This window comes from Streptomyces sp. NBC_01454, from assembly GCF_036227565.1.
Classification (GTDB): domain Bacteria; phylum Actinomycetota; class Actinomycetes; order Streptomycetales; family Streptomycetaceae; genus Streptomyces.
Window position 1 is genome coordinate 5671104 of sequence record NZ_CP109460.1, and the last position, 26687, is coordinate 5697790.

General features: G+C 71.5%; 21 protein-coding genes. 3 read left to right on the forward strand and 18 right to left on the reverse strand.

Annotated features, from left to right (window positions below):
• Positions 1–3: 3 nt before the first annotated feature.
• The 10 genes from OIU81_RS25120 to OIU81_RS25165 form a co-directional block, all read right to left on the reverse strand.
• A complete protein-coding gene (locus OIU81_RS25120; protein WP_329151406.1) occupies positions 4–5433 on the reverse strand; it encodes a condensation domain-containing protein in 5430 nt (1809 codons plus the stop codon).
• Positions 5434–5455: 22 nt separating this feature from the next.
• Entirely contained in the window at positions 5456–7351 is a 1896-nt protein-coding gene (locus OIU81_RS25125) for a non-ribosomal peptide synthetase (RefSeq protein ID WP_329151407.1), read from the reverse strand.
• Between the two features lie 23 nt (positions 7352–7374).
• Complete coding sequence (locus tag OIU81_RS25130) at positions 7375–8424, reverse strand: HAD-IIIC family phosphatase (protein WP_329151408.1); 1050 nt, start codon at positions 8422–8424, stop codon at positions 7375–7377.
• A complete protein-coding gene (locus tag OIU81_RS25135; protein ID WP_329151409.1) occupies positions 8421–9659 on the reverse strand; it encodes an acyl-CoA dehydrogenase family protein in 1239 nt (412 codons plus the stop codon). Before OIU81_RS25135 ends, OIU81_RS25130 begins: the two co-directional genes overlap by 4 nt.
• Positions 9643–9912, reverse strand: coding sequence for an acyl carrier protein (locus tag OIU81_RS25140; RefSeq protein WP_329151410.1), 270 nt, complete (start codon positions 9910–9912; stop codon positions 9643–9645). Before OIU81_RS25140 ends, OIU81_RS25135 begins: the two co-directional genes overlap by 17 nt.
• Positions 9909–10880: a 3-oxoacyl-ACP synthase gene (locus OIU81_RS25145; protein WP_443074162.1), complete on the reverse strand. Its 972-nt coding sequence runs from the start codon at positions 10878–10880 to the stop codon at positions 9909–9911. The genes OIU81_RS25140 and OIU81_RS25145 overlap by 4 nt, the downstream gene beginning before the upstream one ends.
• 357 nt (positions 10881–11237) lie before the next feature.
• A complete protein-coding gene (locus OIU81_RS25150; protein WP_329151412.1) occupies positions 11238–12485 on the reverse strand; it encodes an MFS transporter in 1248 nt (415 codons plus the stop codon).
• Complete coding sequence (locus OIU81_RS25155) at positions 12482–13855, reverse strand: GH1 family beta-glucosidase (protein WP_329151413.1); 1374 nt, start codon at positions 13853–13855, stop codon at positions 12482–12484. Before OIU81_RS25155 ends, OIU81_RS25150 begins: the two co-directional genes overlap by 4 nt.
• Positions 13856–14035: 180 nt before the next feature.
• Positions 14036–14302 (reverse strand): protealysin inhibitor emfourin, encoded by a 267-nt coding sequence (locus OIU81_RS25160; RefSeq protein ID WP_329151414.1) that lies wholly within the window; start codon positions 14300–14302, stop codon positions 14036–14038.
• A gap of 117 nt (positions 14303–14419) precedes the next feature.
• The gene (locus OIU81_RS25165) at positions 14420–15505 is read right to left on the reverse strand and encodes a M4 family metallopeptidase (RefSeq protein ID WP_329151415.1); all 1086 of its coding nucleotides are present in this window, start codon (positions 15503–15505) and stop codon (positions 14420–14422) included.
• Between the two features lie 325 nt (positions 15506–15830).
• Between OIU81_RS25165 and leuA the strand changes: the two genes are divergently transcribed.
• The 3 genes from leuA (at position 15831) to OIU81_RS25180 (ending at position 19871) form a co-directional block, all read left to right on the forward strand.
• A complete protein-coding gene (gene leuA, locus OIU81_RS25170; protein ID WP_329151416.1) occupies positions 15831–17609 on the forward strand; it encodes a 2-isopropylmalate synthase in 1779 nt (592 codons plus the stop codon).
• A gap of 215 nt (positions 17610–17824) precedes the next feature.
• A complete protein-coding gene (locus OIU81_RS25175; protein WP_329151417.1) occupies positions 17825–18892 on the forward strand; it encodes an SGNH/GDSL hydrolase family protein in 1068 nt (355 codons plus the stop codon).
• A 271-nt stretch (positions 18893–19163) separates the two neighbouring features.
• Entirely contained in the window at positions 19164–19871 is a 708-nt protein-coding gene (locus tag OIU81_RS25180) for a TerB family tellurite resistance protein (RefSeq protein ID WP_329155342.1), read from the forward strand.
• A gap of 105 nt (positions 19872–19976) precedes the next feature.
• Here the strand turns inward: OIU81_RS25180 and OIU81_RS25185 are convergent, their stop codons facing one another.
• The 8 genes from OIU81_RS25185 to OIU81_RS25220 all read right to left on the reverse strand — a co-directional run bounded on the left by OIU81_RS25185 (position 19977) and on the right by OIU81_RS25220 (position 26629).
• Complete coding sequence (locus OIU81_RS25185) at positions 19977–21212, reverse strand: cytochrome P450 family protein (RefSeq protein ID WP_329151418.1); 1236 nt, start codon at positions 21210–21212, stop codon at positions 19977–19979.
• On the reverse strand, positions 21128–22510 hold the full coding sequence (locus OIU81_RS25190) for a cytochrome P450 (RefSeq protein WP_329151419.1): 1383 nt from the start codon (positions 22508–22510) through the stop codon (positions 21128–21130). The genes OIU81_RS25185 and OIU81_RS25190 overlap by 85 nt, the downstream gene beginning before the upstream one ends.
• On the reverse strand, positions 22507–23085 hold the full coding sequence (locus OIU81_RS25195; RefSeq protein WP_329155343.1) for a GTP-binding protein: 579 nt from the start codon (positions 23083–23085) through the stop codon (positions 22507–22509). Before OIU81_RS25195 ends, OIU81_RS25190 begins: the two co-directional genes overlap by 4 nt.
• A gap of 28 nt (positions 23086–23113) precedes the next feature.
• The gene (locus OIU81_RS25200; RefSeq protein WP_329151420.1) at positions 23114–23476 is read right to left on the reverse strand and encodes a DUF742 domain-containing protein; all 363 of its coding nucleotides are present in this window, start codon (positions 23474–23476) and stop codon (positions 23114–23116) included.
• Entirely contained in the window at positions 23473–23901 is a 429-nt protein-coding gene (locus OIU81_RS25205; protein ID WP_329151421.1) for a roadblock/LC7 domain-containing protein, read from the reverse strand. The genes OIU81_RS25200 and OIU81_RS25205 overlap by 4 nt, the downstream gene beginning before the upstream one ends.
• Complete coding sequence (locus OIU81_RS25210) at positions 23898–25364, reverse strand: ATP-binding protein (protein WP_329151422.1); 1467 nt, start codon at positions 25362–25364, stop codon at positions 23898–23900. Before OIU81_RS25210 ends, OIU81_RS25205 begins: the two co-directional genes overlap by 4 nt.
• Before the next feature lie 237 nt (positions 25365–25601).
• The gene (locus OIU81_RS25215) at positions 25602–25814 is read right to left on the reverse strand and encodes a DUF397 domain-containing protein (protein WP_329151423.1); all 213 of its coding nucleotides are present in this window, start codon (positions 25812–25814) and stop codon (positions 25602–25604) included.
• On the reverse strand, positions 25796–26629 hold the full coding sequence (locus OIU81_RS25220; protein WP_329151424.1) for a helix-turn-helix domain-containing protein: 834 nt from the start codon (positions 26627–26629) through the stop codon (positions 25796–25798). Before OIU81_RS25220 ends, OIU81_RS25215 begins: the two co-directional genes overlap by 19 nt.
• Between the last annotated feature and the right edge of the window lie 58 nt (positions 26630–26687).

Here is a 26687-nt window from a genome sequence, read left to right on the forward strand (position 1 = left end):
GCGTCAGTCGGTGTGCGCGGGCCGTGCCGTGGCCGGCTTCGCAGGTGTGCTTGCGCTGGTCGTCGTGCGGAGGGGCCACAGGCTGGACAGCGGTGCGCCGGGGGCGCGGGTGGTCGCACGCAGCATCGCGAGCAGTCCTTCGACGAGAGCCCGGGCGCTCGACCGGTCGAAGAGTTCGGTGCGGTAGTCCAACGAGACGGACAGCTCGTTTCGCCCCGGCCCTTCGACGACGGACCAGGAGAGGTCCAGCTCGCTGCGGTCGGGCGGCAGCGTGAGCCGTCCCGCGTCCGTGCCGGGCCACCGCACCGGGGACGCCTCCACCCCGGCCACCGAGCCGAGTGTCGCCGGCAGCGCTTGGTAGGAGTACGCCACGTCGAACAGCGGTGCCCTGCCGGGCTCGTCGGGCACTCCGGCCGCGCGCACGAGGTCGGCGAGCGGCACCTCCCGGTGCTCTGCCGCGCCGGTGAGGGCGCGCCGCACCCGGTCGGTGAGCCTCTCGAAGGACGGGTCGCCGGCCAGGTCCAGACGCAGCGGCAGGCTCGGCGCGAAGGGCCCCACCCGCGTGCGGGCCGCCGAGAGGGGAAGCGCCGTGCCGGTCAGCCCGATGAGCGCCTCGTCCGCCTCCGTGTGCCGGGCGAGTAAGGCGGCGACGGCCGCCAGCACGCTCTCCCTGGCCCCGGAACGGCCCACCGCCTGGGCGAGGTCGTCGGGAATCCGGGACCCGAGGGTGGCGGTGGCGCGGGTGCCGTGGGCAGGCCGGGCCCGGTCCGGCGGCGGCGCGCCATCGGCCACTCCCGTCAGTGTCCGTCTCCAGTAGGCGAGTGAGTCCGCCCTCCGGGGACCTGTCCAGGGCTCGGTGTGCTCGCCGGGCAGCGTGGGCAGCTCGGCCAGCTCGGCCAGCTCGGCCAGCTCGGGCAGCTCGGCCCGGCGTCCGTCCAGGCGGGTGCCGTACAGAGCGAGCAGGTCCCCGAAGAACACCTCCGGCTGACCACCGTCGTAGGCCTGCTGGTGGGTGGTCACCAGCAGGACGTGCTGGGCCGGACCCGTCGTCGCGAGGAGCGCGTGGAGCCGGCGACCCGATGCCGGATCGAGTACGAGTGCGGCCTCGGCCTGCGCGATCTCCCTGGCCGTGTCCAGGGGCTCGCTCTCGCCGGAGACGTCCGCGGTGGTGAAGAAGCCGTCGCCGAGCGGCGAGCCGTGCCCCACGGCTTCGACGGTCCCGGCACGCAACACCTCGTGCCGCTCCGCCAGTTCCTCCAGCGCCGTGCGCAGCGCGGGGAGCCGCACCTCGCCGCGCAGCTCGAGGCAGCTGACGACGGGGGTGGCGACCGGGACCACCGGGGCAGGCAGCGGGTCCGGTCGGTCCGCGACCGGTCCGGGCACCGGGGGAGGACCGCCGGGGAGGTCGCTGTAGCGCGTGTCCTCGTTGTCCGCGACGGCGTGCAGCAGCTCCATGAACGCCTCGGACATGGCGGAGATGGTGTCGGCGTCGAAGAGCTGCGTCGCGTACTCCATCATGACCACGATCTCGTCCTCGTCCGCCAGCTCGCCGACGACCATCGAGAGGTCGAACTTGGCGGTGCCGGGGGGCAGCCCGGGGAAATGCGGGATGATCTCCGGGTCGTGCGCCGGTCCGGTGACGATCTCGCCGAAGGCGCCGGCCGGTGGCAGCGTCTGGTGCACGTACATCACGTCGAAGAGCGGGTGCCGGCTCGGATCACGGTCGACCGCGACCTCGCGCACGACCTTGTCGAACGGGATCTCCTGGTGGTCGAGGGCGCCGAGCACCACCCCGCGCACCTGGCGCAGCAGTTCGCGGAAGCTCGGGTCACCCGACAGGTCCGAGCGCAGTGCGATGGTGTTGTTGAAGAAGCCGAGCAGACCCCACAGTTCGGGCCGACTGCGACCGACGGTCGAGGTGCCGACGACGATGTCCCGCTGGCCCGACCAGCGTGCGAGCAGCAGTGTGAGGGTGGTGAGCAGCACCATGAACAGCGTGGCCGTCTCCCGGCTGCCCACCTCGCGCAGCCGCTTCACCAGTGCGCCCGGGATGGTGAACCCGTGGGTCGCACCCGCGAAGTCCATCCGGCCGGGGCGCGGCCGGTCGGTGGGCAGCTCCAGCGCGGGCGGGTCGCTCAGCCGTTCGCGCCAGTAGCTCAGTTCATCGTCAAGGCGGCAGTCGGCCACCAGCTCGCGCTGCCAACGGGCGTAGTCCGCGTACTGCACCGGCAGCGGCTCGACGTCGGGGGCACGGTTCTCCAGGCGGGCCGTGTAGAACTCCAGCAGCTCCTGCAGGTGGATCTGCGGAGCCCAGCCGTCGTTCACCGCATGGTGCATGCACCAGCAGACGAGGTGGTCGTCCTCGCCGATCCGCACGACGGTCACCCGTACGAGCGGTTCGTTGGCGATGTCGAAGACCCAGCGCATGGCGGACGTGATGACCGCACCCGCGGCGGTCTGGGGGGCATCCTCGCCCGAGACATCCAGGTACGTGAAGAAGTCGCCCAGTTCGGGCCGGATCTCCAGCCCGGACCTGCCGTCGGCCTCGACGAGATTGGATCGCAGCACTTCGTGGTGCCACGCCAGGTCCTCCCAGGCGAGCCTGAACTTCTCGACGTCCAGGGGGCCGCGGTACCGGGAGGCGCCGGGGAGGTTGTAGAGCGTGGTCGTCGGGTCGAGCTGGTGGTGGAACCACATGCGCTCCTGCCCGTACGACAGCACCGGCTCCCCGCCCGGGACGATCGGCGGCAACTCGGCGTCGGGCACCTCGGGGACGACCGGGGCCGTCGGCGCGCCGGCGGCGCTCGGCGATTCCGGCGCGGGCGCGGGCGTCGCCCGGTCGTCAATGGCCTTGGCGAGCGAGCTGATGACGGGGTGGTCGTAGATGTCCGCCATCTTGAGCCGGACCCCATGCTGCTTCCGTACCCGCTCCAGGAGCTGGAGAGCGATGACGGAGTTGCCGCCGATGGAGAAGTAGTCCGCGTCGGCCGGGACCTCATCCGCGTGCAGGAGCTCGACGAGGGCGTCCCGCAGCCAGTCCAGTACGGTGCCGGATTCTTCGGTCCGTTGCTCGCCGGGCGCGCGGACCGGCTCCCCGGTGGCCGGTGCCGGTGCCGGGGCCGGGGCCTGTGCCAGGGCGGGAGCGGGAGCAGGATTCGGAGCGGGAGCAGGAGCCGGAGCAGTGGGCTGACGGAATGCTTCGTCGAAGGACAGCACCTCACCCAGTGGCCCGGCCCAGCAGGGAACGCCGGTGAACGGATGTCCCGGCAGCGGAACCCGGCCTGCCGACGGGTCGGCCCGCAGCGCCGACCAGTCCAGCGGGACGCCTTCCTCGTACAACCTGCCCAGCAGCTCCAGGACGGCGGCGTCGGCGTCGGCGGCACCGGGCCGCAGGCAGAGCACGCGGGCGTCCGCGCGGTCGTGGAGACGGGCCGTCAACCGGTCGCTGAGCTCGCCACGGGACGCCAGCTCCACGAACACCACGGGGCCGTCGCAGAGTTGCTCGTCGGCCGCCGCGTGGAGCTGGTCCAGCCGCAGCGGGTCGCCCGCCACCGCGGGGTCCTGCCCGCTGCGTGCCGCCCGCAGCGTGGCGGTGTCCTCGGTGCTGAGGTCGCCCCGCAGGTACCGGGCGGTGTAGCGGGAGATCCCCGAACTCATCAGCCCGTCCGGCGAGACGCCGGCCCGGACCAGCCGCTGGTACGCCGCGAGCTGTCCGCCCGCCATCGCGGCCCGGTCGGACGGCAGGGGCAACTCGTCCGGCAACCGGTCCGGAAGCCGATCGCCCAGCTCGTCGTGCGGGGCATCTGCGGAGAGCAGGAAGACCACCCGAGGTGCGGCCATGGCGCCAGTGGCAGCTGTCCCGGGCGACTCGGGCGTCCCGGGCGTCCCGGGCGTCCTGGGCGTCTCGGGCGACTCGAGCCGACGCCAGGTGACCTCGGCGGCCAGGCGTGCCGCGAGCTCAGAGGTCTCCCGGGCGACCACGGACACACGGTGGGGGTCGTGGTCCCTGCCCTCGTTCAGTGTCCGTGCGACGGCGGCCAGCGGCTGGGCGCCGTCGCGCAGGGCGAGCGACAGCCGCTCGCACTGGGAGAGCAGGTCCGCCCGGCTGCGGGCGGACACCGCGATCAGCTGCGGGGGGCTGCCGGCGGGGCGTACCGGGGCGGTCACCGGGGGCTGCTCCACCACGCAGTGCGCGTTGAGGCCGCCGAGGCTGAACGAGCTCACGCCCGCCCGGCGCGTCTCGTCGTCCCACTGCTCGAGCGAGGTGACGACCTCGAGGCGGGCGCCTTCGAGATCGACCTCGTCGGCGGGCTCCTCGAAGTGCAGCGAGGGATACAGCTCGCCGTGGCGCACGCTGAGTACCGCCTTGACCAGCCCGGCGATTCCCGCGGCGTGGTCCAGGTGCCCGATGTTGGTCTTGACCGAGCCCACCTTCACCGTCCCCTCGCCGTCGGGACGGGCGAGGGCCAGGCCCTCGGCCTCGACCGCGTCGCCGAGCCGGGTGCCCGAACCGTGTGTCTCGATGTATCCGGCGGTCGCCGGGTCCAGCGAGGCATTGCGCCACGCCTTGGTGATGACCTGGGCCTGCGAGCGGGCACTCGGTGTACTGATGGTCGCGGAATGCCGGCCGTTGTGCACCACGGCGCTGCCGCGGATCACGGCATGGATGAACGCACCCTCCGCCCACGCCCGTTCCAGCGTGGTGAGGACCACCACCGCGCCGCCCTCACCCCAGCCCGCACCGTCCGCGGCACGGTCGAACGCGCGGGACCGGGCGGTGGGCGAGGCGATGCCGGGGAAGTCGGCCATCGTGGCCGTCGGCGGCACGATGTGGCGCAGGCTCACGCCGCCCACGACGGCGTGGTCCGCGTCGCCGTCGCCGAGTTCACGGCATGCCTGGTGGACGGCGACGAGTGAGCCGTTGCAGCCGGTGTCCACGCCGTAGCAGGGGCCGGTGAACCCGAAGTGGTGGGAGATCCTGGCCGGCAGGGCGCAGGGGATGTTTCCGTTCATGCTGAGGGTGCCCTGCTCACGCACCAGCGGCGCGTAGCCGTTGCCCGGGGAGCTGAAGATCACCGCTGTCTGGCTGTCCCGGAGCCGGGACGGGGCGTATCCGGCGTTCTCCAGCGCCTCCTGGGTGAGCTGGAGTGCCAGCCGGTGCTGCGGGTCGGTCACCTCCGCTTCGCGCCGGGACAGCCCGAAGCGCTGGTGGTCGAAGAGGTCGATCCGCTCCAGGTAGCCCTGCTCCGGGTAGTCCTGGCGGGGATCGAGCCCTGTACTGCGGATCCGTTCCGGAGGGATCGGACGTACCGAGTCCCGCCCCGCCCGCAGGTTCGCCCGGAAGGCGGCAAGGGAATCCGCCTGCGGGAATCTCGTGGCGATGCCGATCACCGCGACGGCCGGTCTGCCGTGTGTCACGCCCGTACCGCTCATGTCGCCTCTCCGTTCATGCGTGTCAGAGCTCGTATGCGGCCGGTGGGGCGTGTTCCTCGTCCGGTGCGCGCTCGCCCAGGCGGTCGGCGATCCGCTGCGCCTGGGCGGCGATGGTGACGTAGTCGAACAGCTCGCCCACCCGCAGCGCCTCGGGCCAGCGCCGGTCCAGCCTGTCGTGCAGGTCGACGACCTTGATCGAACTCCCGCCGACGGCGAAGAAGTTGTCGTCCGCGGCGGAGTCGGAGTGCCCGAGGACCTCCGCCCAGATCCGGCCGACGGCGAGCCGGTGCCTGCTCCAGTCCCCGTCCGCGGTGTCTTCGGAGGACTGCCGGTCTGTCGGGATCAGCGTGCGGAGCGTGGCCCGGTCCGCCTTGGTGCTGCGGTCGAGCGGTATGTGGTCGACCGGTACGAACAGAGTCGGTGTGGCCTGCTCCACCAGCCGGCCCCGGCAGTGTCTGCGCAGCTCCGAGGCGTCCGGCGGCCTGCTGCCGGGTGTCGGCAGGACGAATGCGATCACCCGCGGCTCGTCCTGCCCGGCACGCTCGCAGAGCACCACGGCCTGCTCCACGCCCGCATGGCGTTCCAGCGCGCTCTCGATCTCGCCGAGTTCGATCCGCGTACCGCGGATCTTGGCCTGGTCGTCCGTTCTGCCGTGGTAGTGCAGCGCGCCCCGCTCGTCGACGCTGGCGATGTCCCCGGTGCGGTAGAGGCGCCCGCCCGGCCGCCCGAACGGGTCCGCGACGAATCGCTCGGCCGTACGGGCCGGCTGGTTGGCGTAGCCGAGTGCCACGAGGGAGCCGCCGACGTAGAGCTCGCCCCGCTCCCCGGCCGGGACTTCACGCAGTCGCTCGTCCAGTACCCGGGTCTGCGCTCCCGGCCAGGGCCGCCCGATGGGGACACGGTCCCGGGACGGGTCCGGATCGGTCTCCACCGTGCAGGCGATGGTCGTCTCGGTGGGCCCGTACTCGTTGATGATCCGGGTCCGGGGCAGTCGCTCGTGGTGTGCGCCCACCAGCTGGGGGGTGCACTCCTCACCCCCGACGACCACCATCCGCAGCGTGTCGGGCAACCCGCCGGGATCCTGGAGCACCGCCCGGTAGTAGGAGGGAATGTTGAACAGGTGCGTCACACGGTGTTCCCTGGCCAGCCGGGTGAACTCCGCCACGTGCACGAGCTGTCGCGCGTCGGGTAGCACCAGCGTGTGACCGTCGGTGAGCGACCAGAACATTCCGCCGAGAATCCCGTCGAAGGACAGCCGCAACGCAATCAGGAAGACGGAGTGCTCGGTGCCGTACACCGGCCCCCGGCAGCTGATGGACGTGGCGAGCTGGCCCCGGCTGACCAGCACGCCTTTGGGCACACCGGTGGATCCCGAGGTGTAGGCGACGTAGGCGGGGCTCTGCTCAGGGACCGGTGGGTACGGGTCGGTGGGCAGCTCCTGGCCCGCCTCGACGAGCCGCGTCAGCTGGAGGTCCGCCGCGTCCACGACCGTCGGCGGGGCGGGCATCGCCGCGAGCACGGAGGCCGGCACGGCGTCGCTGTCCTCGCTCAGCACCACCGCGCAGTCGACGTCCCGGCACAGCGCCTCGAACCTCCCGACGGGCAACTCCGGTTCCAGGACCGCCCAGGTGGCACCGGTGCGCAGTGCGGCGAGCATGGCGACCACGGACAGGGCGCTCTGCTGGGTCCGGACGCAGACGACCCGCCCCGGCCGCAGCCCGTGCTGCCACAGCAGCTGTGCAAGACCGGCCGAGGCATGGTCGAGCTCGCGGTACGTCAGCGAGACCCCGCCGATGAGGAGCGCGGTCGCCTCGGGAACCCTGACCACCTGCCGTCGGAAGGCGGCCCACACCGGCCGTTCCTCCCCCGGGGTGTCCGCGGGGGCGAACTCACCGGTACCACCGGGACGTCGGGTCATCGCAGCCTCGCTTCCTGTGCCGTTCACGCCGCACCGGCGATCACGCGCGTGTGGCCGGGGGCCTTGGGCAGCGGGCGCTCCGGGTCCACGGTGAGCACCAGACGGTCCTTGTCGGTGACCGTCGCCTCGTAGCCGGCGAAGCGCATCGTGACCAGCATGTTCCGGTTGGCCTCGGTCGGGATGAAGTGCGCGACGGGGCGCCGGCCGGCCGTCAGGGCCTGCTGGATCAGATGGTGCAGCAGCACGCTCCCCGCACCACGCGAGGCGACCCGGCAGGACATCAGCAGCAGCCGCAGGACCGAGTCCCGCCCGGCGAGTTCGGTGACGGCCAGGCCGATGATCCCGTAGTCCCCGAAGCGGTCGCGGAGCGTGGCCAGCAGCACCTGATGGTCCGGTGAGGAGCTCAACCGGCGCAGTTCGTCGATGTCGTAGGTCAGTCCTGTGCTGTTGAGCTGGTGCGTGCGGACGGTCAGCTCGCTGGCCCGGGACAGGTCTTCCTCGGTGGCCGGGTGCAGCTCCATGATCAGGTCGAGCGAGTCGAGGAACGCCTGGCGTCCTTCGGCGAACTCCTCTTCGGCCTCCTGGCGTTGCCACTCGGCCTGGTAGAGCCGGCGTCGCCCGGTGGCCTCCGCGGTGAGGTGCTCGGGCCGGAAGTCCTGGAGTTCCGGCAGTCGTCCCACCTCCGCCGCCGGGTAGCAGCGGACCATGGGGAGTTCGCTCGCGACTTCCGCCCGCTCCACCGGGTCGTTGTCGACGAACGCGATGGTGTCCAGACCGATGTTGAGGGCCTTCGCGATGCGGCGCACCGCGGCGGACTTGGTGCCCCAGCCCACCTGTATCGCGCAGTACCAGTCGGCCAGTCGGCGTTCCGTCAGGTGGCGGTGGGTGACGTGGTATTCGCCGCGACTGGCGGCGGCATGCAGGATGCCGCGACGGTCCAGCTCGGCCAGGGTCTCCAGCGCTGCGGGGAAGGGGGCGGGATCGTCGCCTTCCAGCACCACCCCGTCCCATAAGGTGTCGTCCAAGTCCCACACCAGACACTTGACGGTGGGGGCGCCCTCCGCCGCGGTCACGGCGACTCCCCGGGGAGACGGGGCCCGGCGGTGCGGTCCGTGCCGTGCGCCGCACCACCGAAGCGCCGTAACAACCGCTCGGCTATGTGAAGTTCGGACACTTGCTGTGCTCCTTCGATAATCTCCATGACCTTGGCGTCCCGGAAGTGACGGCCCGCCCTGCTGTCGGGCGCGCAGCCGGCCGAGCCGAGCACCTGTACGGCGTCGCGGCCGGCCGTCGCCGCCGCGGAAGCCGCCGCGTACTTGGCCATGAGCGTCTCCGACACCCCGTGACCTGGGCCGCAGGCCCGTGCCTCCGCGGCCCTGCGGGCGAGTTCCCGGGCCCCGGCGGCGTCCACCGCCGCCCTGGCCAGCAGCGACCGGACCAACTGGTGGTCACCCAGGGGGACGTCGCCCTGCCGACGGACCGCGGCGTGGGTGGCGGCGTCCTCGACGCACGCCTCCGCCATGCCCACGCATCCCCAGGCGACCGTGAACCGGCCGTGGTCGAGCGCGGTGCCGGCGACATGGGAGAGCCCCAGGCCGGGAGGGGCGACGAGCTGATGCCGGGGCACCCGCACGCCGTCGAAGGACACGTGCGCGATCCGGGCGGCCCGCATGCCGAGCTGGCCGTTCACCGGCTCCCGCTCGACACCGGCGCGGTCCGCGTCCACGAGCACGGCGGCCGGCTTTCCCCCGTACGTGCCGAGGACCAGGAACACGTCGGCGACCGCACCGAAGGTGACCCACCTCTTGCGGCCGCTCACGACCAGTTCCTGGTGGCCCGGCCGGCCCGACGCCTCGATACGGGTTTCCACCGACCCCAGCGCGCTGCCGGCGCCCTGCTCGCTCGCCGCGAAGCCGGCCGTCAGCTCGCCGCCGGCAAGCCGGGGCAGCCAGTCGGCCCGCTGTGCCTCGGTGCCCCAGCGCAGCAGCGCCGCCGCGACCATGCCTTGGACGGTCAGCAGCCCGCGCAGGGCGCTGCACTCACCACCGATCCGTGCGGTGATCTCCCCGAGGGCGAGCGGATGGAGGCCGGCGCCCCCGTACCGCTCGGGCAGGTCCGCGGCGAGCAGTCCCGACGCGGCGAACCTCTTGCGCACGGAATCGGGCAGTCCGCCGTCCTGGTCCCAACGAGAGGCGCAGTCGTGTGCGTGGGCTGCCAGATCGGCGGCGACCCGGGACAGCTCCACGGGCTCCACGGGCGGCGGATCCGTCGTCGCGGCGTCGGGGCCGCTTTCAGGAACCCTTGACATGCGCCGCTCCCCGCTCGGTCGCTCCGGTCTTGCTCCGGACGAACTCCGTGATGCGCCGGGCGGTCCTGAAGCTGTCCAGATCCAGGTCCTCGACCTCGACGGTGAGGGCGAAGCGGCTCTCGACGAAGGTCACCAGTTCCAGTGCGAACAGTGAGTCGGCGAGGCCCTGTGCGAAGTAGTCGTCGTCCGGCTCGACCTGCCGGCGAAGAGCCGCGCTCAGAAAGCCGGTGATCTGTGAGGTGATGTCGTTCATGCCGCGTCCTCCTGTGGACCTGTCTCGACCAGCAGCAGACTCCAGGCAGCCACCGGGCTCACGTTGATCAGGACCGCAAGGTCGCCGGGGGCCAGCTCCTTGCGGTCGACTGCGGTGCGCAGATTGAGGAAGACGTCATTGGGACCGAGGTGTCCGTACTGCCGGAGGTTCTCCCGGCACGCCGGCAGCAGTGCGAGGTCCAGGGAGTCCTCGAGGAAGGCGAAGCTCCCGGCGGACAGATTCTGGCTGACGAAGCCGGCTACGTTCCCCCGGCCGATTCCGTTGCGCCGCAGCAGGTCGCCCAGCATCGCGGAGAGGCGGTTGCGCGTCTCCATGGCCAGGCGGAAGGAGTAGGTGCTGGGCTCCGTGCACTCTTCGCGCCACTGAGCGGTGGGGCGGTCCCGGTAGTCGACGCGGAAGAGGTCCCAGTAACGCCCGTTGGTCAGCTGGGCGATGTCGAGTACCCGTATCCGCCCGCTGCGGGCCAGCAGCAGTGCCTGCCCGCTGTCGCCGTTCACCGTGACGGGGTGGCGGTAGCGCAGGGCAGCGGCCGGCTTGCTGCCGTGCACGACCAGGACATGGTCCAGGGCGGGGTCCGCGGCCAGCAGTCCGCGGGCCGTCAGCAGGGCCGGGGTGATCGACACACAGCCGAGCCCGCCCACCGAGAAGGTGGTGGCGTGGTCGGCGCCGAGTCGGTGCTGGAGCCTGGTCACCTCGGAGCTGAGGAACGTCTCCTGGACCCGTGACTCCACCATCACCAGGGCGCCCAGGTCCCGGGCGTCAAGCCCCGCCTGTTCGAGCGCCCGGCGCGCGGCGCGTTCCGCGAGAGTGACGGAGTTCAGCCGGTCGTCCGCCCGGACCGTGTCGATGCCCAGCGCGTCGCGGGTGGCGCGCTCGGTCTCGTCGAGCGTCCTTATCCCGGTGATGGGCAGCGTGTGCTCGGGCAGATACCAGGCGGCGCTGCGGATGGCGAAGGGTGCTGCGCCATGCTGGAGGGCCTGCTGGGACACGGTCGCTCCCTCTCGTCGGACGTCATGCCGGTGGTGCCCGCACGGTGGTACTCCGGGTCAGCCGTGGTCATGAGGGGTGGACGGCGGGTCTGCCCACGGACGTCCGAGGACCCACGGACATCGGCGTGGGTTCGACACGGAGGGGGCAAACGCCTGGACAGGACGGTGGGGGCCACATGCTCGGGGACCGGAGTGGATGGCTTCATCCTGCCCTTGGGGCCGTATGGCCGCTATGTCTTTAAGCGGGCGGCAAATGCGCCTGGTGAGCGGGGCAGGGCGGGCAGGGCCGACCGGGCCGATGGGCCTGCTCAACAGCTATGCCACGCCCCGGATCCTGCGCACCAGCAGCGCCCCCAGCAGCCCGACGGCCGCCGCGACGCCGTACAGCACCCGGTAGCCGCCGAGGTGCTGCACGAGCGGCGCGGCCAGCACCGGGGCGGCCACCTGTGGCAGCGCGTTGGCGACATTGATGACGCCCAGGTCCTTGCCGCGGTCGGCGGCGGCCGGCAGCACCTCGGTCATCAGGGCGAAATCGACGGAGGTGAAGACGCCGAAGCCGACCCCGAGCAGCGCCGCTGCGCACAGCGCCCCCGGCCAGGTCTGCCACCCGGCCAGCAGCCCGGTCGCCACCGTCATCAGCACCCCCGCCCACCGCACGAACGGCTGCCGGCGCCCGACCCGGTCCGACCAGAAGCCCCCGACGACGACCGTGCCGAGCAGCGTCACGGCGTTGACGGCGGTCAGCACCAGCACCCCGCCGACCGGGTCCGGCCGGTGCAGTACGTCCCGCAGGTAGTAGAGCAGGTACAGCAGGGCCAGCGCGTTGCCGAGGTTGATCAGGAACCGGGTCAGCCAGGCCCATCCCAGATCGGGGTGGCGGCGCGGGCTGATCAGGAACCCGGCGAGCAGGGCCCGTGCGCCGCCCGCCGGACGCCGCTCGGCAGGCAGTACCGGGTCCCGGTGCAGCAGCACGTACGGGAGGGTGCCCAGCACCGCGAAACCGGCACAGGCGAGATAGCCCGCGACCACCCCGCCCGCGACCGTCGCCAGCCCCGTGCCGGCCACCACCCCGAGGACCTGCGCGGCCCCCACCCAGCCGCCCACCGCCCCGCGCTGCCGCTGCGGCACCCGGTCCGGCACCGCCGCCGTGACCGCCGCGAACGCCGCGTTGAGGGTGAGCTGCACCAGACACCACCCCAGCGCCATCGCCGGCACCGTGTCCGCCCCGGCCAGCAGGACGAGCGCGCCGGCCCCGCCCGTGACCCCCGCGGCGATCCAGGGCGTACGCCGCCCGAACCGCGAGGCCGTACGGTCCGACAGCGCCCCGAACAGCGGGTTGGCCACCATCGAGACGACGGCCCCCGCCCCGGTCACCCACGCCAGCACGGATTCCTTCGGTGTCCCCGGCGGCGCGAGCTGCGCGGCCTGCGACGCCAGCAGGATCTGCAGCGGTCCGTACCACCCGACCCAGATCGCCCCGTTGGCCAGCGACAGGGCGACGGTCCAGGCCCGCCCGGCCTGCTGCGACGGCTCCGCGAGCGCCTCGGGAGCCGGGCCGCTCATCCCCCGGCCTGCTCCCTCAGCACGCCTTGCAGCCAGTGGTACGAGGCCTTGGGCGTCCGCTCCAGGGTCGCGTAGTCCACGTGCACCAGGCCGAACCGCCGGGCGTACCCCTGCGCCCACTCGAAGTTGTCCAGCAGCGACCACACGAAGTACCCGCGGACCTCGACACCGGCCGCCATCGCCGCATGCAGCGCCCGCAGATGGCCGTCCAGGAAGGTGATCCGTTCCTGGTCCGCGATCCCCTCGTACGCGCACCCGTTCTCGGTGATCACGACGGGCGGCAGCCGGTCCCCGTACCGCTCCCGGAACGACACCAGCAGCTCGGTCAGCGCCTCCGGCACCACCGGCCATCCGAAGTCGGTCCGTGGATACCCCTCGATCTCCCGGGGCGCGAAGGGCAGTTCGGGCGGCAGCCGGATGCCGCCGAAGTCAGCCGCCGCACCCGCGGCCCCCGGGGCGCCGACCAGCGTCGGCTGGTAGTAGTTGATCCCGTACCAGTCCACCGGCTCCGCGATGACCTTCAGATCCTCCGCGACCGGCCCCGGCAGCAGCGCCGCCAGCTCCTCGTCCGGATACCGTCCCAGGAGCACCGGCTCCGCGAACAGCCGGTTGAGCAGCAGGTCGTAGAGATCGGCCGCCGCGGTGTCCGCCTCCGACGCGCTCGCCGCCCAGGTCGGCCCGTGCGAATGGGCGATCCCGACGCTCCGCGCCCCGCGGGCCCGCAGCGCCTGCACGGCCAGCCCGTGTCCCAGCAGTTGATGGTGCGCGGCCGGCAGCGCCTCGAACAGCAGCTGGCGCCCCGGCGCATGCTGTCCCAGCCCGTACCCCAGCAAGGTCACCTCGGCGGGTTCGTTGAGCGTGATCCACCGCTCCACCCGGTCCCCGAGCCGCCCCGCCACCACGTCCGCATACGCCGCGAAACGCTCGGCCGTCTCCCGTACGAGCCAGCCGCCGCCCTCCTCCAGCACCTGCGGCGTGTCCCAGTGGAACAGCGTCGGCACCGGCGCGACCCCCGCCGCCAGCAGCTCGTCCACCAGCCGGTCGTAGAAGTCCAGCCCCGCCGCGTTGACCGTCCCGCCGCCGTCCGGCACCACCCGCGGCCACGCCACGGAGAACCGGTACGCCCCGACCCCGAGCCCCTGGAGCAGCGCCACGTCCTCGCGGTAGCGGTGGTAGTGATCGGTGGCCACCCGCGGATCGGACCCGTCCTTGATCCGCCCGGCCTCCGCCGCGAAGACATCCCACGCGGACCGCCCCCGCCCGTCCTCCGTCACCGCCCCCTCGATCTGCGCGGCGGACGTCGACACCCCCCACACGAAGTCACGGGGGAACTGGGGCAGGGACAGCGAAGGGTCCGGCACCGTCGTCATGAACGGGATCCTTGTAACCGCCGGTAAGCGTGTCAAGAGGGCGGCACAGGAGGCGAGTTGGGGGCCGCCTGCCCGCGGACTCCGGGCGGCGAGGGGCGCTCACCGGGCCCCGGTCATGCGCCGGGGCGGGGAATCGCGTGAGGCGTGGTGGCACGGGTGGGCGGGCTCCGGCCGCGTGGCCTACGAGCCTTCCTTCAGCACCTTGCTGATCAGCGTCCGCTGTTCGTCGGTGAGCCGGGGATCGGCGCAGTACACCGTGCGGCCGTCGATGGTGATCCGGTAGCTGAAGCCGTCCGGGACCCCGACGGGGGGCTCGGAGCGGGCGGTGGCGACGGCCTTGTCGGCCAGGGACCGCAAGTCGTCGGCGTCGTCGCGGTCCGCGGTGTCGATCTCCGCGCGGCGGTCGACGCCGCTGAATCCGCCGGTGCGATGGACGTGGATGCGCATAACAGGCTCCTTTGACGTCTACGACGGACTTGTACCCCGCGGGGGCACGGTATGCGTGCGCGGGGCGGGGCGGCTCTGCCGAGCGCCCCGCCCCGCGGACCTCGTCCCCGCGCCGTGCTACTTGGGCGTGACGCCGACCTGGCTCCAGGCCTTGACCATGGCGTCGTGTGCGGCGCCGGCACCGAAACGGGCCTGCGCCGCCTTGATGGTGAGGGCGGCGAAGTCGGCGAACTGCGCGTTCTTGGCGAGTTTGCCGCCGGTCAGCACGTCGTACCAGACCTGCCCGGCCCGCTCCCAGGCCTTGCCGCCGAGCGCGGTGGCGGCCAGGTAGAAGGCGTGGTTGGGGATGCCGGAGTTGATGTGCACCCCGCCGTTGTCGTCGGTGGTGCGGACATAGCCCTTCATCGTGGCGGGCTGCGGGTCCTTGCCGAGGACGTCGTCGTCGTACGCGGTCCCGGGGGCCTTCATCGAGCGCAGGGCCTTGCCGGTGACGTTCGGGCCGAGCAGATCGGCGCCGATCAGCCAGTCGGCCTGGTCGGCGGTCTGGCCGAGGGCGTACTGCTTGATCAGTACGCCGAAGACATCGGAGACGGACTCGTTGAGGGCGCCGGGCTGGCCCTCGTAGTCGAGGTTGGCGGTGTACTGCGTGACGCCGTGGGTCAGCTCGTGACCGATGACGTCGACGGGGATGGTGAAGTCCTTGAACAGGTCGTTGTCGCCGTCGCCGAACACCATCCGCTCGCCGTCCCAGAAGGCGTTGTCGTACTTCTGGCCGTAGTGGACCGTGGCGTTGAGCGGCAGGCCGGCGCCGTCGATGGACTTGCGGCCGTAGACCTTGAGGTAGAGCTCGAAGGTGGCGCCGAGGCCGGCGTGCGCGCGGTTGACGGAGGCGTCCTTGGAGGGGCCGTCCGTCTCGCTGTGCACCTTGTGGCCAGGCAGGGTCTCCTGGTGGCGGGCGTCGTAGATGGTGCGCTTGGGCTTGTCGGCGGCGGCCCCGGGCTCGCCGGGGGTGAGGTCACGGGCGGCGATCTCACGGCGCTGGGTGCGCCGTGCGTGGTCGTGCTCCAGGGTGCGGCGGGCGGGCTCGTGCCGGGCCGGGTCGTCGGACCGGGCCAGATTGTCGAGGATGTGCGGCGGGATGATCGTGCAGAAGACGGGGGTGCCGCTGCCGGCCGGTTCTGGCGTCGCGTCGTTGAGGTCCATACGCAAACGGTGGCACTCTGTAATGCGGCTGTCACTGCCTGCGGCTGAAATTCCCGGAAAAGTGTGGTTAGTCGCATTTATGCCATGCGGCCCGCCCCGTCCCGCATACTGATACGCACCCGCCACACAGGGCGTACCTCAGCTAGGGTGCTGTGCATCATGCGTTTCGGGCTGCTTCTCCTTAGCTGCCGCGGCGAGGGCCTGTAGTCGTAGGCCGACCCCCTCCCCGCGGAGTTCGGTGTTGCGATCTTGTCGCCCCGTCGGCCCCCTCCTGGCTCCTGATGAGCAGGGGGACACCAGCGGAATACGAGGAGCCCCACGCACCATGTCGAATCCGTCGAGCCCCGCAGACCATGCCGTCGGCCGCCGCACCCCGGTGACGAACGCGACGCAGCTGCAGCGGCCCTCCGGCATGCCGGTCCACAAGTACGGCGGCTACGAAGCGGTCGACATCCCGGACCGCACCTGGCCGGACAACCGCATCACCGCCGCGCCCCGCTGGCTGTCGACCGATCTGCGCGACGGCAACCAGGCGCTGATCGACCCGATGTCACCGGCCCGCAAGCGCGAGATGTTCGATCTGCTGGTGCGCATGGGCTACAAGGAGATCGAGGTCGGCTTCCCGTCCTCCGGTGAGACCGACTTCGCCTTCGTCCGCTCCATCATCGAAGAGGGCGCGATCCCCGAGGACGTGACGATCTCCGTCCTGACGCAGGCCCGCGAGGAGCTGATCGAGCGCACCGTCGAGTCGCTGCGCGGCGCCCACCGCGCCACGGTGCACCTGTACAACGCCACCGCGCCCACCTTCCGCCGGGTCGTCTTCCGCGGCTCGAAGGACCAGGTCAAGCAGATCGCCGTGGACGGCACCCGGCTGGTCATGGAGTACGCCGACAAGATCCTGGGCGACGAGACGATCTTCGGCTACCAGTACAGCCCGGAGATCTTCACCGACACCGAGCTGGACTTCGCGCTGGAGGTCTGCGAGGCGGTCTGTGACGTCTGGCAGCCCGAAGAGGGCCGCGAGATCATCCTGAACCTGCCCGCCACCGTCGAGCGTTCGACGCCGTCCACGCACGCCGACCGCTTCGAGTGGATGTCGCGCCACCTGTCCCGGCGTGCGCACGTATGCCTGTCGGTCCACCCGCACAACGACCGGGGCACCGCCGTCGCCGCCGCCGAGCTGGCGATCATGGCGGGCGCGGACCGTATCGAGGGCTGCCTGTTCGGGCAGGGCGAGCGCACCGGCAATGTCGACCTGGTGACGCTGGGCATGAACCTGTTCTCCCAGGGCGTCGACCCGCAGATCGACTTCTCGCAGATCGACGAGATCCGTCGCACCAGCGAGTACTGCAACCAGATGGAGATCCACCCGCGCCACCCCTACGCGGGCGATCTGGTCTACACCGCCTTCTCCGGCTCCCACCAGGACGCCATCAAGAAGGGCTTCGACGCCATGGAGGCCGAGGCCACCGCCGCCGGCAAGACCGTGGACGACCTCGAGTGGGCGGTCCCGTACCTGCCCATCGACCCCAAGGACGTCGGCCGCTCCTACGAGGCCGTCATTCGCGTCAACTCGCAGTCCGGCAAGGGCGGTATCGCCTACGTCCTGAAGAACGACCACAAGCTGGACCTGCCGCGCCGGATGCAGATCGAGTTCTCCCGGATCATCCAGGAGAAGACCGACGCCGAGGGCGGCGAGGTCACGCCCGCCGCGATCTGGTCCGCCTTCCAGGACGAGTACCTGCCCACGCCGGAGAACGCCTGGGGCCGCATCGCGCTGCGCTCCGCCCAGACCTCGTCCACGAGCGACGGCACCGACGCGCTGACCGTCGAGGCGGTCGTCAACGGCGCGGACACCGTGCTGACCGGTAGCGGCAACGGCCCGCTGGCCGCGTTCATCGACTCGCTGGCCGCGATCGACACGGACGTGCGCGTGCTGGACTACGTCGAGCACACCATGAGTGAGGGTGCCGGCGCCCAGGCCGCCGCGTATGTCGAGTGCGCGATCGGCGACAAGGTGCTGTGGGGCGTCGGCATCGACGCCAACATCGTCCGCGCCTCGATCAAGGCGGTCGCCTCCGCCGTCAACCGCGCCGCGCGCTGACCTGCACGATCGGGCCCAACTCACGGGCACGATCACCGAGTTGCGCACCGCGCCCCCGTAGCCCCCACCGGGCTGCGGGGGCGCGCCGTTGTGCGGCACCGCCACCTGAAGGTGGGGTTTGAAATCTTCAAAGGTAACTCTGCGTAATTGAGTTGGTACTTTTGGTGAGGAGCGCCGGTCGGACAGGCCGCGCCGCGCACACCAAGGACGTGCAGATGACCAGATTGCGCATGCCCGCACTCTCCCGGCTGGTGCTGGCGGGTGCCGCCGCGCTCGCTGTCGTGGCATCGGCCCTCACCCCGGCGGCGACCGGAGCGCGGGCCGAGGCGGCCGACCGCCCGGAGTATGTCGCGCTCGGCGACTCCTACAGCGCCGGCGTGTTCGTCCGCCCCTGGGACGAGAGCGACGGCTGCGGCCGCTCGTACCGCAACTACCCCCACCAGGTGGCGGAGCGGTTCGGCTATCGGCTGAGGGATGTGACCTGCGGAGCGGCCGAGGTCGTCGACGGGATTCTGGAGCCCCAGCCGTCCGACAAGATCCTCGGCCCGCCGACGGTCCCGCCCGAGGGGGGCTGGCCCGAACTGCCCGCCCAGCTGGAGGCGCTGTCCCCGGACACCGACTTCGTCACCGTCGGCATCGGCGGCAACTCCCTCGGCTTCGGCGCCATCCTGGGCAAGTGCATCGAACTCGGCCTCACCCAGCCCCTGAAGACCAAGCCCTGTACCGACCACTACACCGGCGACGGGGCCGGGGCGGACTGGCTGGCGGACAGCTTCGCGCGGCTGGACGCCGACTTCGGCCGCATGATGACGGCGATCCACGCGGCCGCGCCGCACGCCCAGGTCGCCGTCGTCGGCTACCCCGCCATCGTCCCCGACACCTCCGGCTGCAGCTTCCTGCACTGGAACCAGCTCGGCAGCGTCAAGAAGGGCGACATGCCCTGGCTGGACGGACTGGAGAAGCGCCTGAACGACCTGCTGCACCGCCACGCCGGCCACCGGAACGCGACCTATGTCGACACCTATGGACCCAGCGTGGGCCACGGGGTCTGCCAGAGCGGGGAGGCGAAGTGGATGTACGGCATCCGGGACAACCTCACCGGTGACGGCGACCAGACCGACCCGCCGACGGAGCTGTGCAACGACATCCCCGGCACCGGCGAGGCCTGCACCCTGGTCCACCCCAACGCCCGCGGACTGGACAACCAGGCCCGGGAAGTGGCCAAGGTCCTTCATCACGCCAGGAGTACACACCCCGGAGTGTTGACGGCCCCGCAAGGCTGATGCCGCCGGACCGCCGCTGACCCCGTACGCCCGTCGACCTCGGCCGACGGGCGGCGGCCGGGGCCCCCACGGGGCGCCGACGGGCCCCGTCCCGCCCCCTCCGGGACGGTCGGGGCCCGTCGTCCTCCTTCGCCATCCGGCCAGTTGTCCGATACGAGGTGCTGACGCCGCATCATGCATGTGGCTAACATCACGTCCAATGCGGCGACGGGGCGAGGGGGTTACCTCCCGTGCCCGGAGGGCCACGGGAGAGTTACGGAGGGCTGACGTGATGCACAAGATGTGTGTGATGGGCGTGCGCACGTCCTGGCGTACCGTCGCCGACGGCGAGTTCTTCTGTCCGGACTGCGGCGGGGACCGCAACTATCTCCGCAGGACCGGCCGCCGCCGTCTCACCGTCCTCGGCGTCCCGCTGCTCTCCCGCGGCGCCGCCGGACCCGTCCTGGAGTGCTCCGCCTGCCGCGGACACTTCGGCCCCGACGCCCTCGACCACCCCACCACCGTCCGCTTCTCCGCGATGCTCAGGGATGCCGTCCACACCCTCACCCTGGCGCTGCTGGCCGCGGGCGGCACCTCGTCGCGTGCGGTCCGCGACGCCGCCGTCAGCACGGTCCGCGCGGCCGGCTTCGCGGACTGCTCCGAGGACCAGCTGCTCACCCTGCTCGCCGCGCTCGCCGCCGACACCGGCCGGGTGACCGGCAGTTACGAGGGGGCGGCGGCCGGTCACTGTGCCCACCAGGGCATGGACCCGTGCGGCACCGCACTGGCCATAGAGCTCCATGAGTCGCTGGAGCCGCTGGCCCCGCACCTCGCCCCGGCGGGCCGGGAGGCGCTGCTCCTCCAGGGCGCCCGTATCGCGCTCGCCGACGGCGCCTACACGCCCGCGGAGCGCGAGGTGCTCAGCACCGTCGGCAGCGCGCTGATGCTCCGCCCCGCCGACATCCACCGCCTGCTGGCGGCGGCCCGCACGCCCTCCTGAGCCCCCGAAGCGGCCCGGCGGCGGCTGCCGGCGAAGACGACGACCCCGCCACCCGGAAGCGGATGACGGGGTCGGCGGACGCGCAGCCGGAGCGGCCCGGGAAGCTCAGCCCGTGGTCAGCCGTACCGGCAGACTGCGCAGGCCGCCCGAGATGAAGCCGCCCGTAGCTGCCAACTCCTCGGCCGGAACGGCAAGTTGGATGTCCGGGAAGCGGGCGAAGAGAGCCGGCAGGGCGATCCGGGCCTCCATCCGGGCCAGCGGGGCGCCCAGGCAGTGGTGGACGCCGTGGCCGAAGGCGAGGTGCTCGGGGTCGGAGCGCCGGATGTCGAACTCGGCGGCGGTCTCCCCGTGGAAGGCGGGGTCTCGGCCGGCCGCGGCGTACCCCGGGAGGATCGCCTCACCCTTGCGGATGGTGGGACCGTCCGGGATGTCGATGTCCTCGACGGCGAACCGCAGCGGCAGGCTGGCGATGCTGGGCGCCCAGCGCAGGGTCTCCTCGATGACGTCCTTCCAGGAGACCTGGCCCGAGAGCACCAGCGCGAGCTGCCCGGGGTGGGTGAGCAGGGCATGGACGGCATTGCCCAGCAGGTCGACGGTGGTCTCGTGACCGGCGCCGATGACCAGCAGCAGGGTGTCGAGCAGCTCCCGCTCGGTCATCCGCCGGCCGTCGTCGTCCCGGGCGGAGACCAGCAGGCTGGTCAGGTCGTCGGCCGGGTTCTCGCGCTTGGCCGCGACCAGTTCACCGAGCAGCTCATAGACCGCCGCGGCGGTGGCACCGGCCTGTTCCGGGGTGGCCGTGGTGTCCATGATGGCCTCGACGAGACGCGCGAGTTCGACGCGCGCCGCGCCCTCCGGGAAGCCGAACAGCTCGCAGATGACCTGCATGGGCAGCGGGTGGTTGAAGCGCGCCCGCAGGTCCAGCGGCTCGCCCGCCGGGTGGGCGGCGAGCTCGGCCAGTAAGCCCTGCGTGATGCCCTCCACCCGCGGGAGGATGGCCTCGGTACGGCGGGCGGTGAACGCCGGGGCGATCAGCTTGCGCAGCCGCCGGTGGTCCGCGCCGTACGCGGTGAACATGTTGGTGACGCCGATCCAGGACTGCAGCCAGCTGTTGCGGACCTCCTCGCGCTGCCATTCCGGCCAGTGGTCCCGCGGGTTCTTGGAGACCCGGTCGTCGGTCAGCAGCTGCTTGAGCAGGGTGTGGCTGGTGACCGTCCACGCCTCGATGCCGCCCGGCAGTTCGGTGCGGGCCACCGGGCCTAGCGCGCGGAGGCGGGCTGCCTCTCCGTGGATGTCGCTTCCGACCGGGTCGATGACGTAGGGCCGCTGTCCCTGTTGTGCCACGGCGTTGCTCCTGCCTGGTCGGGGGTGATGGGCGTGAAGCGGGCCGGCAGCGCCACCAGGGCCCGGTGGAACGCGCCGTTGCGCCACTGCAGCGTGGAGGAGTCCACGGCGAGTTCGATGTCGGAGAGCCAGGCGGTCAGCCGCTCGATCGCGGTGGTGGCGATCAGCAGGGCGTGCCGCTTCACGGGGCAGGCGTGCGGACCGGCCGCCCAGGACAGGTGCGAGCCGCCCCCGGAGCCGGGACCGGTCTGCCCGGTGGTGTCGAACTGGCTGTTGGCGGCCGCGTACGACACCATCACCAGCTGCCCCTTGCGCACCCAGGTGCCGTGGAAGAACACATCGCGGACCGGGTAGTGGGCGGAGTAGTTGGTCAGTGGCGGGTCGTTCCACAGCACCTCGTTGATCGCGTCGTGCGCGGTGAGCGCGCCGCCGGACAGGGTGTTGTAGTACCGGTCGTCGGAGAGCATCCGCGCCAGCGCGTTGCCGATGAGGTTGGCGAGCGGCTCGTTGCCCGCGCCCATCGTGAGGATGATGTTGTGGATCAGTTCCTCGTCGTTCAGCGCGTGGGGGTGGTCCATGAACCAGGAGGTCAGGTCCGGTCCGCGCTGGGCCTTCTTCGCGCCCACCAGCTCCATGATGTAGCTGGTGTACGCCTCGTTGGCGGCGGCGGCCTCCTCGGGGGAGTTGCCGTCCAGCATGCCCCCGATGGCCGAGATCAGCCGGTCGCTGTAGGAATCCGGCAGCCCGAAGAGGTTGTTGAACATCAGGAGCGGGATCAGCCGCGCGTACTCGGCGATCAGATCGACCTCGCCGTGCGCCCCGAACCGCTGGATCAGGGAGTCCGCGGCGTGATGGACCCGGGCCCGCAGCTCGTGCGGCTCGACGAGCTTGAAGCTGTCGACGACGACGTCCCGGTAGCGGACGTGCGCCGGCCCGTCGGCGTAGAAGATGTTGGGCCGCCACATCAGCATCGGCATGACGGCGGAGTCCGGGGGGACGGTCGTCATCCACTCCCGGGAATCCTTGGACCAGGTGGCGTCGTCGTGCAGCAGATCGAGCGCCGCCCGGTAGTCGGTGACCAGCATCGCGGTCACCTCCGGTGCGATCTCGACCGGTGCCAGCGCGCCGTACTGCCGCAGGTGCGCGTAGACGCGGCGCGGGTCGGCGGCGAAGTCCGGACCGTAGAGCTTCACCGGCGTCTGGGCGTCGGGCTGCGCCGGAGCGTACTGCTGCGGAGGGGCGGCGTGCGCCGGGCAGCCCGGTGGCGGTGCGGCTCCCGGCCGGTGCGGGGAAGTCACGGGTTCGGGTTCTCCTCGGGGGTGTGGGCCAGGACGTGCCCGACGAGCGCGATCAGCGCGTCGACGGACTGTTCCCGGTCGCGGGCGTCGCACATCACCAGCGGTGTCTCGGGGTGCAGGTCGAGGGCCTCGCGGAGCTTTTCGGCGCTGTACTGGGGCGCGTCGGGGAAGGTGTTGACCGCGACCGCGTAGCGCAGCCCGGCCTCCTCGACGATGTCCATCACCTCGAAGGAGTCCGCCAGCCGGCGGGTGTCCGCGAGGACCAGGGCGCCCAGCGCACCGCGGGCGATGTCCTGCCACAGGGGCCGGAAACGTTTCTGCCCGGGTGTGCCGAACAGATACAGCACCAGGTCCCCGGGCAGCGTCAGCCGTCCGAAGTCGATGGCGACGGTGGTGGTGGTCTTCTCCCGGACACCGGCGAGATTGTCGACACCCGCGCCGGTCTGCGTCATGACCTCCTCGGTGTGCAGCGGGGGGGTTTCGGACAACGCCCGGATGAGCGTGGTCTTGCCGACCCCGAACGGCCCCGCGATCAGCAGTTTGACCAGGGTCTGGTGCTCGCCGGAGAGGTACATGTTGCCGGTGCCCGCGCCGGTTTCGGCGCTAGCACTTGAGAGAGCGGAGTCCATCGAGAACCCTCTCCAGGATCTGTCGGTCGAATTGCTCGGCTTCGGGAATGGGGGGCCGGGCGTGCAGCCGCCCGGCGTCGACGAGATCGGCCACCAGCACCTTCACCACGCTCACAGGGAGGTGAAGGTGGGCGGCGACCTCCGCCAGAGACAGCGCCCCGGGCTGCAGCAGCTCCAGGATGCGGTGCTCCTCCGGGCGTACCTCACTGGTGATCGGCATGCCCACGCCGTGCAACAGGGTGAGCCGGTCGAGGGTGTTACGGCTCGGCCGGGCGCGTCCGCCGGTCGCCAGATAGGCCGGTACGAGGCGCCTGCCGCTGCTCTGGCGCGGCGTCATGCCGGGTTACCGAGGTCCCGGGCCCGGCTGTTCATGACCTTGTTGCCCAGCGTCGTGACCTGCACCTGCATGTGGTGAGCGACGACTCCCATGTTCACCTCCGGACCGGCGAAGACGGCCAGGCAGGTGTTCTCGCCGGCCGGTATCGCGAAGACGAAGCCCTCATCGGACTCGATGACGGTCTGCCGCAGCCGGGTGTCGTCCTTCTCGGCGAAGGCCGCGGTGACGGCCCGTCCCGCGCCCTGCAGGGCGGACATCATCGCGGCGACACCCTCGGCGGAGTCCCGCTTCAGCCCCGGCGAGGAGCCCTCGATGAAGCCGTCGCCGGAGATGACGGCGGCGTGGATCACATGCGGCAACTCCAGGAGGGGCGTGAGCACCCAGGACTTGTCCTCGGCGACACGGCGGCGGGTGGGGCTGTTCATGATTGAGCGTTCCCTTCGGGACTGCGAGGGGGTTCTGACTGGACGGCTGCCCGGCCGGATTCGGTGCCGCGCTGGAGTGCGGCCCAGCGGGACCCGGTCTCCTCCGGGGAGCGCGGGGGAAGCGAGGCGGTGCGCTCGGCGCTCTCCTCGCTGTCGGCGCTGTCGGGGCTTTCGGATACGGGCATACGGCGGCGCCGGCGCGGGAGTTCGCCCTCCGTCTGCACGGGCGGCGCGGCCTCGAACCGGTCGGCCGGCTGCGGAGCCGGAGCCGCCGGTGCGGCAGGGGCGGGCGCGGCGGGCGCGGCGGCGGGAGACGCGGTGCCGGTCGGCAGTACGGACGCGGACCGGTCCGGTACCCCCGAACGGTGCGGCAGCGGAGCCATCACGGACATGGGCTGGGTGCTCTCGTCGAGGACGGTGAGGAGGGGGTCACCCGGGATGTACACGACCGCGCGCACGCCGCCGTACGGCGACGGCTCGACGTGCACACCGAAGCCGTATTGGCGCACCAGCTGGCCGGCGGCGGCGAAGCCGGACCGCGGCGGGTCGCCGAGCTGGGTCAGCAGCAGGTCGTCGTCGCCCGCCAGCAGCTCCATCGCGGCCTTGATCTCGTCGTCGTGCATGCCGACGCCGTAGTCGTCGACGATCACCGACGCACCGCGGTTGCCCTGCTGAAGGGTGATGATGACCGGAAGTTCACGGTGCGAGTGGTGCAGCGCGTTCGCCAGCAGCTCGGTGACGACGATCGCGACCGGCTCGACGGCCCGCGCGACGACGGCGACCGGGTCGCGCAGCTGGTTGCTGACCTGTACGCGGTCGTAGCCGCGCAGCCGGGAGGTGGCGCCGACGACCAATTCGGCGAGGTAGGAGTCCTCGCGGGTCAGCCCCGGCCAGGCGCCGCACACGACGCCGGTGGCCTGCACGCGCCGCAGCGCCTGCTCGTTGAGGAAGTCGGCGTTCAGCAGGTCCTGGGCGACGTTCGGGTCGTCGTAGCGGTGCTGCATCTCCTGCAGCGCCGTCTGGAGCTGGTAGAGCAGCGCCTGGATGGTGGTGGTCGCCCCGCGCAGCGTGGACTGCGCCGCGGCGTCGACCCGCGCCCGCTCCTTGGTGATGGCGTCGCTGACCTGCTCCAGCACGGCGCCGAGCGCCCGGTCGGCGTCCGTCCCGGCGAACCGGGCGTCCATCAGGCCGGGCACGGGCACATGCGGGTGCGCGAGCGCCAGCGTCAGGTCGGGGAGCCGGGTTTCGGCCAGGTGCCGGATCTCGGCCTCGGTGGCACGCAGTCGTGCCGACAGCTCCGTATTGCTGCGGAGCGTGGCGCTGTTCTGTTCCTCAGCGGCGGAGAGGCGTGATCTCAGGTCCGCGCGCTGTCCGCGCGCCCGGATCGAGAGCGCCGCCAGGACCACGGCGGCGGCCGTACCTGCGCTGAGGCACCACAACAGCGCCTCCGGTATGGATGTCATCGAGATCCTCAATTGGGGTACTGACGGGGTCGGCCTGCACGGCGTCGTGTTGCCGATCATCACGGGATGCTACCGGGGAGTTGACGTGCCGTGAGGGGCCCTTCCCACGGGGGACTGAGAAGCGCGGAAGGTCGCCTTCCGCCCATGATGACCCGGACCATAACGTGATGTGGCCCCGTCATCCAGTGGGATGGCGGGGCCTTTGTGTACCTCGTGTGCATGCCTCGTGAAAGCTGCTCAGACGGCTCCGAGTTGCCCACCTTTGACGGCTTCGACGAAGGCGGTCCAGCCGCCGGCCGGGAAGATCAGGGCGGGGCCGTGGGGAGTCTTGCTGTCGCGGACGGGGACGACGCCGGGGTGGTGGTCGGAGACCTCAAGGCAGTCGCCGCCCTGGCCGTTGCTGTAGCTGCTCTTGCGCCACTGGGCGTTGTTCAGCTCGCACTCGCGCATCGTCTGTAATCCTCAGCCGCCGACTCGATCAGGGCCAGGGACGCCTCCGGCGACAGCGCGGCGACCCTGAGTAGATCGTATGCGTGCTGCGCCTGCTTCACCACCGCCGGACTGTCCAGCAAATTCCCCGAAAACTCTGTCTCTGTATAGGCAGTCGGCGGTGCGTCCGCGAACTCCATGAGCTTCAGAGTCCCGGTCATGTAGGCGTGTGCCCCAGCTGAATAAGGGAGTACGGCCGCGAGGACGTTGCGCTGGCGGACAAGCTTGGCGATGCGTTCCAACTGGGCAGTCATCGTGGCTGAGCCGCCCACCGGGATGCGCAGTACGGTCTCGTGCAGTACGGCCCAATACTGTGGCCGTGTAGGGCCCTTGAGGATGTCGGCTCGCTCCAGTCGAGCTGAGACCTTCTCCTCCACGAATTCTTCAGTGGCGAACGGATTGGCTGCCACAGTGACGGCCCGGGCGTACTCAGCCGTCTGCAACAGCCCCGGCGCGACCGTGGGAGCGAACTCGCAGATCCGCGTGGTGACGCGTTCCAACTCCACGACTGCCGCGAAATAGTCCGGATACCGCTGATCGTCGATCAGCTTTCGCCACGTCCGCTCGAAAAAGCCATCGGTTTGCAGGATGGCGTCGATCCGGATCGCCACATCCAGCTGCGGCTTCCGGATCGCCTGCTCGAACTGGCCGATGTAGCCGCCGGACACGAAGACCATGCCCCCCAGTCCCTCCTGGGTTAAGCCCGCGTCCTCCCGTCGTCGCTTGAGCTCCGTGCCCCAGAACTCCCAGGCGGCTTGGCGTGAAGCGTTGGCCATGACGTACGTCCTCTCTCTGCGCGGCCGTTGCAGCGGCGGCCCCCTTGCCCAGGCTAGT

Bases quoted from the DNA above. Each gene is read 5' to 3' on its own strand.
- OIU81_RS25220 (WP_329151424.1), bottom strand. From the start codon at position 26,629: ATGGCCAACGCTTCACGCCAAGCCGCCTGGGAGTTCTGGGGCACGGAG.
- OIU81_RS25195 (WP_329155343.1), bottom strand. From the start codon at position 23,085: ATGTACCTCTCCGGCGAGCACCAGACCCTGGTCAAACTGCTGATCGCG.
- OIU81_RS25215 (WP_329151423.1), bottom strand. From the start codon at position 25,814: ATGCGCGAGTGCGAGCTGAACAACGCCCAGTGGCGCAAGAGCAGCTAC.
- OIU81_RS25160 (WP_329151414.1), bottom strand. From the start codon at position 14,302: ATGCGCATCCACGTCCATCGCACCGGCGGATTCAGCGGCGTCGACCGC.
- OIU81_RS25165 (WP_329151415.1), bottom strand. From the start codon at position 15,505: ATGGACCTCAACGACGCGACGCCAGAACCGGCCGGCAGCGGCACCCCC.
- OIU81_RS25125 (WP_329151407.1), bottom strand. From the start codon at position 7,351: ATGACCCGACGTCCCGGTGGTACCGGTGAGTTCGCCCCCGCGGACACC.
- OIU81_RS25175 (WP_329151417.1), top strand. From the start codon at position 17,825: ATGACCAGATTGCGCATGCCCGCACTCTCCCGGCTGGTGCTGGCGGGT.
- OIU81_RS25140 (WP_329151410.1), bottom strand. From the start codon at position 9,912: ATGAACGACATCACCTCACAGATCACCGGCTTTCTGAGCGCGGCTCTT.
- OIU81_RS25135 (WP_329151409.1), bottom strand. From the start codon at position 9,659: ATGTCAAGGGTTCCTGAAAGCGGCCCCGACGCCGCGACGACGGATCCG.
- OIU81_RS25210 (WP_329151422.1), bottom strand. From the start codon at position 25,364: ATGACATCCATACCGGAGGCGCTGTTGTGGTGCCTCAGCGCAGGTACG.
- OIU81_RS25150 (WP_329151412.1), bottom strand. From the start codon at position 12,485: ATGAGCGGCCCGGCTCCCGAGGCGCTCGCGGAGCCGTCGCAGCAGGCC.
- leuA (WP_329151416.1), top strand. From the start codon at position 15,831: ATGTCGAATCCGTCGAGCCCCGCAGACCATGCCGTCGGCCGCCGCACC.
- OIU81_RS25120 (WP_329151406.1), bottom strand. From the start codon at position 5,433: ATGAGCGGTACGGGCGTGACACACGGCAGACCGGCCGTCGCGGTGATC.
- OIU81_RS25155 (WP_329151413.1), bottom strand. From the start codon at position 13,855: ATGACGACGGTGCCGGACCCTTCGCTGTCCCTGCCCCAGTTCCCCCGT.
- OIU81_RS25205 (WP_329151421.1), bottom strand. From the start codon at position 23,901: ATGAACAGCCCCACCCGCCGCCGTGTCGCCGAGGACAAGTCCTGGGTG.
- OIU81_RS25200 (WP_329151420.1), bottom strand. From the start codon at position 23,476: ATGACGCCGCGCCAGAGCAGCGGCAGGCGCCTCGTACCGGCCTATCTG.
- OIU81_RS25180 (WP_329155342.1), top strand. From the start codon at position 19,164: ATGCACAAGATGTGTGTGATGGGCGTGCGCACGTCCTGGCGTACCGTC.